General features: G+C 68.2%; 9 protein-coding genes, 1 pseudogene and 1 riboswitch. Of the genes and pseudogenes, 5 read left to right on the top strand and 5 right to left on the bottom strand.

Features of this window, described 5'->3' with window-relative positions; genetic code table 11:
• The first annotated feature begins 19 nt into the window (after positions 1–19).
• Positions 20–889: a RibD family protein gene (locus tag ACFODV_RS10545; protein WP_379758878.1), complete on the top strand. Its 870-nt coding sequence runs from the start codon at positions 20–22 to the stop codon at positions 887–889.
• Positions 890–982: 93 nt separating this feature from the next.
• Here the strand turns inward: ACFODV_RS10545 and ACFODV_RS10540 are convergent.
• From ACFODV_RS10540 to ACFODV_RS10520, 5 genes and pseudogenes are all read right to left on the bottom strand, one after another.
• Positions 983–1,807: pseudogene (locus tag ACFODV_RS10540) on the bottom strand (lysylphosphatidylglycerol synthase transmembrane domain-containing protein); the annotation flags it as partial.
• A 44-nt stretch (positions 1,808–1,851) separates the two neighbouring features.
• Complete coding sequence (locus ACFODV_RS10535) at positions 1,852–2,775, bottom strand: class I SAM-dependent methyltransferase (RefSeq protein ID WP_379758791.1); 924 nt, start codon at positions 2,773–2,775, stop codon at positions 1,852–1,854.
• Positions 2,772–3,878: a glycosyltransferase family 4 protein gene (locus ACFODV_RS10530; RefSeq protein WP_379758788.1), complete on the bottom strand. Its 1,107-nt coding sequence runs from the start codon at positions 3,876–3,878 to the stop codon at positions 2,772–2,774. Before ACFODV_RS10530 ends, ACFODV_RS10535 begins: the two co-directional genes overlap by 4 nt.
• A complete protein-coding gene (locus ACFODV_RS10525) occupies positions 3,878–4,276 on the bottom strand; it encodes a 6-pyruvoyl trahydropterin synthase family protein (protein WP_379758785.1) in 399 nt (132 codons plus the stop codon). The genes ACFODV_RS10530 and ACFODV_RS10525 overlap by 1 nt, the downstream gene beginning before the upstream one ends.
• Before the next feature lie 14 nt (positions 4,277–4,290).
• On the bottom strand, positions 4,291–5,277 hold the full coding sequence (locus tag ACFODV_RS10520; RefSeq protein ID WP_379758782.1) for a zinc-dependent alcohol dehydrogenase: 987 nt from the start codon (positions 5,275–5,277) through the stop codon (positions 4,291–4,293).
• A 191-nt stretch (positions 5,278–5,468) separates the two neighbouring features.
• On the opposite strand from ACFODV_RS10520, the gene ACFODV_RS10515 reads away from it, so the two are divergent.
• From ACFODV_RS10515 to ACFODV_RS10500, 4 genes are all read left to right on the top strand, one after another.
• On the top strand, positions 5,469–6,239 hold the full coding sequence (locus tag ACFODV_RS10515) for a CDP-alcohol phosphatidyltransferase family protein (RefSeq protein WP_379758779.1): 771 nt from the start codon (positions 5,469–5,471) through the stop codon (positions 6,237–6,239).
• A 74-nt stretch (positions 6,240–6,313) separates the two neighbouring features.
• Positions 6,314–6,448: riboswitch (TPP riboswitch) on the top strand.
• Positions 6,449–6,525: 77 nt separating this feature from the next.
• Positions 6,526–7,194 carry a thiaminase II gene (gene tenA, locus ACFODV_RS10510; protein WP_379758776.1) on the top strand — a complete coding sequence of 223 codons (669 nt, stop codon included), beginning with the start codon at positions 6,526–6,528 and terminating at the stop codon, positions 7,192–7,194.
• Positions 7,195–7,263: 69 nt separating this feature from the next.
• On the top strand, positions 7,264–9,159 hold the full coding sequence (gene thiC / locus ACFODV_RS10505; protein ID WP_379758773.1) for a phosphomethylpyrimidine synthase ThiC: 1,896 nt from the start codon (positions 7,264–7,266) through the stop codon (positions 9,157–9,159).
• 183 nt (positions 9,160–9,342) lie between these two features.
• Positions 9,343–9,918 carry a cytochrome b gene (locus ACFODV_RS10500; RefSeq protein WP_379758770.1) on the top strand — a complete coding sequence of 192 codons (576 nt, stop codon included), beginning with the start codon at positions 9,343–9,345 and terminating at the stop codon, positions 9,916–9,918.
• The last annotated feature ends 70 nt before the right edge of the window (positions 9,919–9,988 follow it).

The following is a 9,988-nucleotide window of genomic DNA, read 5'->3' as shown; positions in this document are numbered from 1 at the left end:
TCGCGCCGGGATACTGCGCATGATGGCAGCCAGCTACCCGACAGGAGGCCCCATGGGCGCCACTGACCCGACGCTGTCCCTGAATGAGGCCTGGCAGGCCCTTCTCCATGCCGCCCACCCCGACGGGGAGGCCACGGCGATAGCCGACCTGAATCTCTCCCCGGCCGGCTGGCAGGCCAAACGTTCTCTCTCGCCGCAGGCACGCGACCTGCTCGACTGTCTCCTCCCGCTGGCCACGTGGAACGGCCGGCTGGCCGTCGCCCAGCTCGGCCAGAGCCTGGACGGACGCATCGCCACCGAGAGCGGGCACTCCCACTTCATCAATGGGCCGGAGAGCCTGGTACACCTGCACCGGCTGCGCGCCCTGGTGGATGCCGTCGTGGTCGGCGCGGGCACCGCCAGCGAGGATGACCCGCGCCTGACCGTGCGCCACGTGGGCGGACCCCAACCGATCAGGGTAATCGTCGATCCTCGCGGCCGGGTGGCGCCTGACCGCCTCCTGCTGTGCGACCCCGAGGCGCCGACGCTGCATCTGCACGGCGAAGGGGCGCAACCGAAGGGGCGGGCGAGCGCGCACGTGCAGCGTCTGGCGCTGCCGCTGGTAGACGGCGCCTTTGCTCCGGCCGGCGTGCTCGATGCCCTGGCCGGCCGAGGCCTTGAGCGCGTGCTGATCGAGGGCGGCGGGATCACGGTGTCGCGCTTCCTCGAAGCCGGCGTGCTCCATCGTCTGCACCTGCTGATAGCGCCACTGCTGATCGGCTCCGGCCGACCGGGGCTCGTCATGACGCCTATCGACACCCTGCATGAAGCGCGCCGTCCCCCGTCGCGGACCTTCCGCTGCGGCGACGACACCCTCTTCGATCTCGCTCTCGAGGCTGCCGCCCCCTGACCCGCCGTGCCTGGTGGCAGCGACGCCCGGTACCGCCCGCGCCCGTCGGCGCAGCAGTACCAGGCCGCCCGGCAGGCTTGCCGCCAGCACAATGACACCGTAGGCCATGGAGACCGCCACGCCCTGGGCCGGCGGCAGGCCCGCCATCCCCCAGACCAGGGCGGCAGCCCCCTCGCGGACGCCCCAGCCGGCCAGTGACAGCGGAATCAGCATCGCCAGCAGCACCGGGGGCACCAGCCCCAGCAGCGTGCCAAGGGGCAGATCGACACCGATCGATCGAGCGGCGCAGACGAAGACCAGGGCGTAACTGACCACCACCAGCAGCGAGCCGGCTAGCTGCTTCGGCCACACCGAAGCGGCCAGCAGGCTGCGCCGCAGATCACCACCAAGACCCACCAGAACCGCGGGAGGATGCCTGATCAGCTGCCAGCCCAGCGGGACCAGCAGCACAACGGCAGCAACCAGCGCCGATGACCAGCCGGACGCCGCCAGTCCCTTGACGGCGCGTGCCATCAGCGCATGCCAGAGCGGGGAGACGGCAAGCACCATGAGCGTCAACAGGGCCATGGCCATCTGACCGGAGGCACGCTCGATGATCACCGCCCGCCAGGCGCCCCCGCGGCGACCGCTGTCACGAGAGTGGCGCCAGGCCCGGGCGGCATCGCCAGCTACGCCACCCGGCAGAACCTGGTTAAGGAACAGTGCCAGGTAGTACTCCCGCAGGGCCTGGCGGAAGCCAAGCGAGAGCCCCAGCAGGCGGGCGGTCAAACGCCAGCGCCAGGCGCTGAGTGCCAGAGGTGGCAGGGTCAGCGTCAGAGCCAGCACGGCCCAACCAGGCGAAAGCCGCTGCACCTGACCCAGGATGGCCTCCGGCTGCAGCCACCAGGCGAGGCAGCCGAGCAGCACGAGTCCGACCATTGGTCGCATCAGTCGCCGGTGCCATTCTCGAGACATCACCATGCTCAGGCGCCCCTGGCCGGCAACGGCGGCAGCGCCAGCAAATCGCGATGCCCCACGGTCAGTCCCAGCTCGCCCGCGGCGAGGCCCGCCAGCCGGCGTGAATGCCAGCGCTCCAGCCGCGACTGTTCCTCCGGCGCCTGTTCCAGGGCGGCATCGTGCCAGCCCTGTAGCAGCTGCTCGGCCAGCGGCAACAGCTCGCGCTCCCCGGCGGCGAGGTGCCAGGGGGTCGCCGCGCTCTCCACGCGATAGCCGGCCGCGGTCATCGCCGCGGTCAGCACGGCGGGCGCTTGGCCACCCAAGGCCGGGCCGAGCCCCTTGTCGCGCCGCTGGTGGGCCTGGAATAGCGCCCGGACCGCGATATCGTCGACGTCCTCCAGGCGCTTGCCCGTGACGTCGAGAAAAGCCCAGTCGCTGTCAACGCTGAGCGTAAACAACAGCGCCTGCTGCCGAGCGGCCGAGGCCGCCACCAACGTCTCGGCCCAGGAACGGGAGACCAGATCGAACAGCGCCGAGGCCACCACCAGGTCAGCCCCTTCGAGCAGGCTGTCATCCACCGGCGAGAGGTCGCGGCAACGCGCTTCGATGGCCAACCGGTCACCGCCCGGATCTCGCAGGGTCGCCGCGTGGCGGCGGGCCAGGGCCAGCAGCGCCGGATCATGGTCGACCAGCCGCCAGCGCTGGGGCCCGGGCAGCCGCGGCGCCAGGAAGCTCAGGTTGCTGCCGGTGCCGCAGCCCAGATCGACGATTCCATAAGGGCTGCCGTGCGTCCCGGGTCGCGCGGCGAGCCAGTCGGCGGCCAAGCCGGTCAGACAGTGGCTGCGCGAACGGCTGTCTAGCCTCTGGCGGAGGGAGAGCCAGTCGGCGCTGAAGTGCTCCTGGGGGGAGGTCGTACCGGCTGGCAACCGGCCGGGGTCGTGCGCGTTCATCGCCGTGGCTCCTCGGAAAGGGCGCCGGCGGTATCCGCCAACGGAAAAGGGTCGTCCAGGGCGGACAGGAAACGGTCGCCGGCCTGCTGCCAGTTGCTCAGGCCATGGCGGGCCTCCCGCGCGCCGCGACGCAGCCGGCGGCGAAGCTCGGCGTCGTCCAGCCAGGCGGCCAGGGCGTCGCCCAGGGCGCGGGCATCGCCGGGCGGCACCGCCAACCCGGCTTGCGCCGGCAGGGTGTCGATCAGGGCGCCGCCGGTGGTGGTGACTACAGGCAATCCGCGGGAGAGCGCTTCGGTGACGACCATGCCGTAGCCCTCGTAACGAGAGGCGAGCACGAAGAGCTCGGCCCGGTGGTAGGCGGCGGCCAAGCCTGCGGCGTCGCGCTCCCCGGCCCAGAGGATGCGCTCTTCCAGGCCGAGGCGGCGTGCGGCAGCGAACAGACCGACGGCGTGATCGGGGTCCCGATCGTGGCTGCCGACGACCTCGAGGCGCCAGTCACGATCCTGCAAGGCGGCCAGCGCCTCCAGGAGGACGTCATGGCCCTTGCGGGGGACCAGGGTAGCGACGCAAAGCAGTCGACGAGGGCCTGACGCCTCGAGGTCCAAGGCGCTGGCCGCCAGCGGTGAGGCTTCGACGCCAGGCTCCACTACCCGCAAGCGCGACGACGCCACGCCAAACCGGTCGAGGCCGCGGGCCGTCCAGCGGCTGGTAACGATGACGCGCCTCGCCAGCGCCAGAGCGCGAGTTTCGCTGTCGAGGAGGTGAAGGCGAGTCGCCTCGTCAAGACCGGTCTCGTCGGCCAACGGGTGGTGCACCAGAGCGATGATCGCCAGGCGATCGGCGTGAGGGGCGATCACCTCGGGCAGGCCGCCCATGGCAAGCCCGTCGATGACGACACGGGCCCCGTCTGGCAGCACCGACAGTGCCCGAGCCATGCTCTCCCGGGCCAGGTCATCGGGGGCGGGAAAGCGGCCCTCGAGCCCCACCACCTCAACGGAGCGGCCACGGTCCCGCAGTGCTGAAACGATACGCGCGTCATAGATGTAGCCGCCGGTGAACTGGCCGGGATCCCCGGCCACGATCAGCGTCAGGGGACTCACCATTACAGCGATCCTTCGAAGCTTGCCCAGGCGATGTGCGACTCGTGGAGGGCGACGGTCATGGCCTCTAGCCCGCCGGCGCCCTCCCCCAGTTGGCCGAGTTGGATCGCCGTGGCCAGGCGCTCGAAGATGACTCGGGCCATGAACTCGGTGGTCGTGTTGCGCCCCTTGAACTCTGGCAGCTCGTCGAGATTCTGGAAGTTGAATTCGCCGAGCACCGCCTTGACCGCTTCGCTGGCCAGACCGATGTCGACCACCAGGCCATCGTCGTCGAGCTCGCGACGCTGGAAAGTGACATCCACCACGTAGGTGGCACCGTGGGTCCGCTGAGCGGGTCCGAAGATCTCGCCGCGAAAGCTATGGGCGATCATGAAGTGGTCGCGAACGGTGAGTCGATACATGGTCAGGGCTCCAATCAGTCGGACGTCGGATAGCGCAGGCGGTGGCAAAGCACCTCGCCCGCGGCGGCGGCGAGCCGGGGCATCACGGCAGGCAGATCACGAAAATCGCTCTCGCCGCTGATCAGCGCGTCGAGGCAGGGGTCGCGCAGCAGGTCCAGCGCCAGCGCCAGGCGGCGTCGATAGTCCCAGCGCGGCGTGCGCTCGGCGGGCAGGCGGCCTACCTGGCTAGCGACCAGACGCAGCCGCCGGGAGTGGAAGGCCTCCCCCAGGGGCAGGCTCACCTCGCGGTCCCCGTACCAGCTCATCTCCACCACCCGTGCCTCGTCGCCGGCCAGCGTCAACGCCAGGCGAAGCCCCTCGGGGTTGCCGCTGGCGTGGACCACCACGTCGTTGTCTGCCGGCGCCTGGTCGGCCAGGCAAAAGTCGACGCCCAGGGCGCGGGCGAGATCGGCCCGCCCCGGGGAAACGTCCACCAGGCAGACCCTAGTGCCTGGGATGGCCGAGCAGAGCCAGGCCACCAGGGCGCCGACCACCCCGGCACCGATCACTGCGATGCGATCGCCCAGGCGCGGCTCGGCGTCCCAGCAGCCGTTTATCGCGGTCTCCATATTGGCAGCGAGCACCGCCCGGGCCGCCGGCAGGCCGGCCGGCAGTGGCGTGACCGCGGCGGCGGGCACCACGTAGCGATCCTGATGGGGGTAAAGACAAAAGACTTCACGCCCCAACAGCTCCTCGGGACCGGCCTCGACCAGACCCACGCTGACATAGCCGTACTTCACCGGCCAGGGGAAGTCACCGGCCTGGAAGGGAGCGCGCATGCGCTGCCTCTCGCTTTCTGGCACCCTTCCGTGGAATACCAGCGACTCGGTGCCGCGGCTGATCCCGCCGAACAGCGCCCTGACTTCCACCTCCCCCTCGCCGGGCACGGGGAGCGGCTCCTCGCGAAGTGCGCCGTGACCCGGCGACAGGGTCCAGTAGGCGGTGGCGATATCGAAGGACATGGGGGCTCCAGCAAGAGGAGGAAAGAAATACTTCTACAATAATGGTACATATACCACAAACTGAACAACATGAGCGATGCCGGTGATCCCCCGGGAAGCAGACTATCAGGGCAACCTTCACGAGCCCTGAGGCTCAGCATAGCGGTAATACCATCGCCACAATCGCGATTCACCCAGCCCCTGGAGCCCTCATGCCCCCCACCGTCTCGAACCAGGATCTCGCCGAAGGTACCACCAGGGTGACTCGACAGAAGCGCATCGGCATGGAGCTGGGCCTGGGCGGCATCGTCCTGCTGGCGATGGTGGTCGCGCTGGGGCTATTGACCACCGAAGCGGATGTGGGTGCCTTCTCCCAGGTGGCACCGCTCGCCGTGGCCACTTACCTGGGCATGGCGGTTCTGCTATGGCGCCCCCTGATGCGCCGACCGCATTCACAGAGCGGGCTGGGCGCGGCCAATCGCGTCACCCTGGCGCGGGGTGTGCTGGTAGCCCTGATGGCCGGCACCCTGGCCGACCCGGCTCTGCTGGCCGCCCATGGGGAGTGGCTCTTCGCCCTGGCCCTGGTTGCCCTGGCCCTGGACGGCGTGGACGGCTGGGTAGCCCGACGCACCGCCAGCGCCAGCGCCGTGGGGGCGCGCTTCGACATGGAACTCGACGCCTTCTTCATCCTGGTGCTCTGCCTCGCACTCCTGGTGCTGGATCGCGTCGGGCCCTGGGTACTGGCCATCGGCATCATGCGCTATGCCTTCGTGGCGGCGAGCTGGCGCTGGCACTGGCTCGCGGACGACCTCCCCGAGAGCTTCCGACGCAAGGCCGTCTGCGTATGGCAGGTCGCGGCGCTGATGCTCGCCCTGCTGCCGGCCACGCCCGACAACCTGCCGAGTTGGCTCGCCGCCACCGCCCTGGCGGGGCTTGCCGGCTCCTTCGCCGTGGATGTCCGTTGGCTCTACCGCCACCGGTGAGTGGTGGCTCGCGCCGACACAGCCCGGAGCGGCATCCGTCGGTAGCAACTTTCTACCGGTATGCTAGGCTTGCCTGACGCTTGACGGGGTGCCGGTAATTCCGGCTGAGATGGCGCAGGGGTCTCTCCAGAAATGGACCGTACCCGAGCACTGGTCCCGTTGAACCTGATCCGGTTAGTACCGGCGTAGGAATCAAGCGGTGGCCAGAACAGCACTTACTCCCCCTCCCGGCCCCTCTTCTCTTCCACGCCCACGCTCCGGATCGTCAACCGACATCGGAGGCAAGATGGGCTACCGCTTCAGCGATCTTACTCACGCCTGCCAGGACGATTGGCGCGCCTACATCGAGCACGAGTTCGTGCGCGGCCTGGGCGATGGCACCCTGGACGAGGGCGCCTTTCGTCACTACCTGAAGCAGGACTACCTGTTCCTGATCCACTTCGCCCGCGCCTACGCGCTGGCCGCCTACAAGAGCCGCACCCTGGCCGACCTGCGCCAGGCCTTTGATGGCCTCAAGGCCATCGTCGACCTGGAGCTCGGCCTTCACGTGGGCTACTGCCAGGAATGGGGCATCTCCGAGGCCGACCTCGTCGCCCTGCCCGAGGCCCGCGCCACCATGGCCTATACACGCTACGTGCTCGACACCGGCAACCGCGGCGACCTGCTCGACCTGCACGTGGCCCTGGCCCCCTGCCTGGTGGGCTACGGCGTGATCGCCGACTGGATCAACGCCCGACCGTCGACCCTGCGCGGCAGCGCCAACTCCTATGACGCCTGGATCGCCATGTACGAAAGCGAGGAGTTCCAGGCCGCCCGGCGCGCCGAGGAGGCCTGGCTCGATGCCCGCTTGGCCGATGTCACCCCGGCGCGCTTTGCGGAGCTCTGCACGGTATTTCGCGATGCCACGCGCCTGGAGATCGACTTCTGGCGGATGGGGCTCGACCGGGCCCTTTAACGCCACACGACTCTCCACAACAAAAGCCATAACAAAAGCCATAACAAAAGCCACAACAAGGAAAGTCCCATGAGCAAGACCGCCCACTTCCTCGCCGAGACCGCCCGGGTCGACGCCGCCGCCATCCAACCGCTGCCCGGCTCACGCAAGGTCTATCTCGAGGGGTCGCGCCCCGATATCCGCGTGCCCTTCCGCGAGATCTCGCTGTCGCCGACGAAGACCTCTGGCATGGGCCCGGATGAGCAGAACCCGCCGCTGCTGGTCTACGACACCTCCGGCCCCTACAGCGACCCGAGTGCCGAGATCGACCTGCGCCGCGGCTTGCCCGAGCTGCGCCGCCACTGGATCGAGGCGCGCGGCGATACCGAATTCCTGGATGGCCCCACCAGCGAGTTCGGCCAGCGCCGCGCCAAGGACCCGACCCTGGCCCAGCTGCGTTTCGATCTGACCCGCACGCCGCGGCGCGCCAGGGAAGGGAAGAACGTCACCCAGCTCCACTACGCCCGCCAGGGAATCATCACCCCGGAGATGGAATTTATCGCCATCCGGGAAAACCAAAAGCGCCAAGCGCTGGGCACAGCAGAGGTAGAGCGCATCCTCGGCCACCAGCACCCGGGCCAGGGCTTCGGCGCCCGGCTGCCGGAGGAGATCACCGCGGAGTTCGTGCGCGCCGAGGTGGCTGCGGGCCGCGCCATCATCCCCTGCAACATCAACCACCCGGAGTCGGAGCCGATGATCATCGGCCGCAACTTCCTGGTGAAGATCAATGGCAACCTGGGCAACTCGGCGGTGACCTCCTCCATCGAGGAGGAGGTGGACAAGATGACCTGGGGCATCCGCTGGGGGGCGGACACCATCATGGACCTCTCCACCGGCCAGAACATCCATGAGACCCGGGAGTGGATCCTGCGCAACTCGCCGGTGCCCATCGGCACCGTGCCGATCTACCAGGCGCTGGAGAAGGTCAACGGCGTCGCCGAGGACCTCACCTGGGAGGTGTTCCGCGACACCCTGATCGAGCAGGCCGAACAGGGCGTGGACTACTTCACCATCCACGCCGGGGTGCTCCTGCGCTTTGTGCCGCTCACCGCCAGGCGGGTCACCGGCATCGTCTCCCGCGGCGGCTCGATCATGGCCAAGTGGTGCCTCTACCATCACCGGGAGAGCTTTCTCTACACCCACTTCGAGGAGATCTGCGAGATCTGCAAGCGCTACGACGTGGCCTTCTCCCTGGGCGACGGCCTGCGGCCGGGCTCGGTGGCCGACGCCAACGACGAGGCACAGATGGCCGAGCTCAAGACCCTGGGCGAGCTGACCCATATCGCCTGGAAGCACGACGTCCAGGTCATGATCGAGGGCCCAGGCCACGTGCCCATGCACCTGGTGAAGGAGAACATGGACAAGCAGCTCGAGGTCTGCGACGAGGCGCCCTTCTACACGCTCGGGCCGCTGGTCACCGACATCGCCCCGGGCTACGACCACATCACCTCCGGCATTGGCGCGGCCATGATCGGCTGGTTCGGCTGCGCCATGCTCTGCTACGTGACCCCCAAGGAGCACCTGGGCCTGCCCAACAAGGACGACGTCAAGACCGGCATCATCACCTACAAGATCGCCGCCCACGCGGCGGATCTGGCCAAGGGTCACCCGGCCGCCCAGCGACGCGACAATGCGCTCTCCAAGGCACGCTTCGAATTCCGCTGGGAGGACCAGTTCAACCTCGGCCTGGACCCGGACACCGCCCGCGATTACCACGACGAGACCCTGCCCAAGGACTCGGCCAAGGTGGCCCACTTCTGCTCTATGTGCGGGCCCAAGTTCTGCTCCATGAAGATCAGCCAGGAAGTGCGTGACTATGCCAACGAACATGGCCTGAACGGCGATCAGGAAGCGGTGATGAAGGGCATGGAAGAGCAGGCGGAGAAATTCCGCGACAAGGGCAGCCAGCTCTATCAGGAGGTGTGACACCAACAGGTGTAACGCCCGCTCCCACAGGAGCGTCCTGCCACATGCATGAACGACTGCGGCCCTGCTTGCCAGGGCCGTGATTCTCGACGAATGTCACGTCGTCGCCATGTAGTGGCGCAGCCAACGGCGGCATTGGCTAGGATGAAGCCAAGTCCCGACTCGATTCCCAGGAGAGCCCCCATGTCAATGATCGAGAGCCGCATGTCAGAGACCGACCGCTACGCCTACCCTCATCGCGTGCTGCACTGGCTGGTGGCTGCCGTTCTACTGTTCTCCTTGGCCAGCGGCCTTGTGCTGGGGTTTCTCGGCTTCGAAGGGGCCACGGCACGCTTCGGCCAGAGCGGCACCGACCTGCTCTATACCGCGCACAAATCGCTCGGCGTGGCGATGTTGGCGCTGATGACGCTGCGCCTGATAACGCGTCTGCTCTTCGTGGTGCCCGACCATGAACCGCCGCTACCCGCCTTTCAACGTGTGCTCAGCTCGACGGTACATCACCTGCTCTACCTGGCCCTGCTGGCGCAGCCACTGCTGGGCTGGGCGGCCACCGCCAGCGGCGACTTTCCGGTGCAGTTCCTGCACTGGCATCTGCCAGGTGTCATCGGAGTGAACGAGGCGCTTTCGGAGCGGCTGTTCCAATGGCACGGCTGGCTAGGCTGGGCGATCCTCGGCCTGGTGGCTCTGCATATCGCCGGCGCCCTCTTTCACTGGCTGATTCGCCGCGACAACGTGATGACGCGCATGAGCCTGTTCTGATACCGGCACCGAAGGCTGGCACGCTCCCTGCATGGTACTGGCAACGCCGGACTCACCAGGTAACTCGACC

The sequence above is a fragment of the Halomonas tibetensis genome (assembly GCF_042643535.1).
Classification (GTDB): Bacteria; Pseudomonadota; Gammaproteobacteria; order Pseudomonadales; family Halomonadaceae; genus Halomonas; species Halomonas tibetensis.
The sequence above is the reverse complement of the archived record's forward strand: the minus strand, read 5'-3'. Positions and strand labels throughout refer to the sequence as shown.

What these genes read in the sequence shown, in the direction of transcription:
- ACFODV_RS10545 (WP_379758878.1), top strand. Translation starts at nt 20, where the DNA reads ATGATGGCAGCCAGCTACCCGACAGGAGGCCCCATGGGCGCCACTGAC.
- ACFODV_RS10535 (WP_379758791.1), bottom strand. Translation starts at nt 2,775, where the DNA reads ATGAACGCGCACGACCCCGGCCGGTTGCCAGCCGGTACGACCTCCCCC.
- ACFODV_RS10530 (WP_379758788.1), bottom strand. Translation starts at nt 3,878, where the DNA reads ATGGTGAGTCCCCTGACGCTGATCGTGGCCGGGGATCCCGGCCAGTTC.
- ACFODV_RS10525 (WP_379758785.1), bottom strand. Translation starts at nt 4,276, where the DNA reads ATGTATCGACTCACCGTTCGCGACCACTTCATGATCGCCCATAGCTTT.
- ACFODV_RS10520 (WP_379758782.1), bottom strand. Translation starts at nt 5,277, where the DNA reads ATGTCCTTCGATATCGCCACCGCCTACTGGACCCTGTCGCCGGGTCAC.
- ACFODV_RS10515 (WP_379758779.1), top strand. Translation starts at nt 5,469, where the DNA reads ATGCCCCCCACCGTCTCGAACCAGGATCTCGCCGAAGGTACCACCAGG.
- tenA (WP_379758776.1), top strand. Translation starts at nt 6,526, where the DNA reads ATGGGCTACCGCTTCAGCGATCTTACTCACGCCTGCCAGGACGATTGG.
- thiC (WP_379758773.1), top strand. Translation starts at nt 7,264, where the DNA reads ATGAGCAAGACCGCCCACTTCCTCGCCGAGACCGCCCGGGTCGACGCC.
- ACFODV_RS10500 (WP_379758770.1), top strand. Translation starts at nt 9,343, where the DNA reads ATGTCAATGATCGAGAGCCGCATGTCAGAGACCGACCGCTACGCCTAC.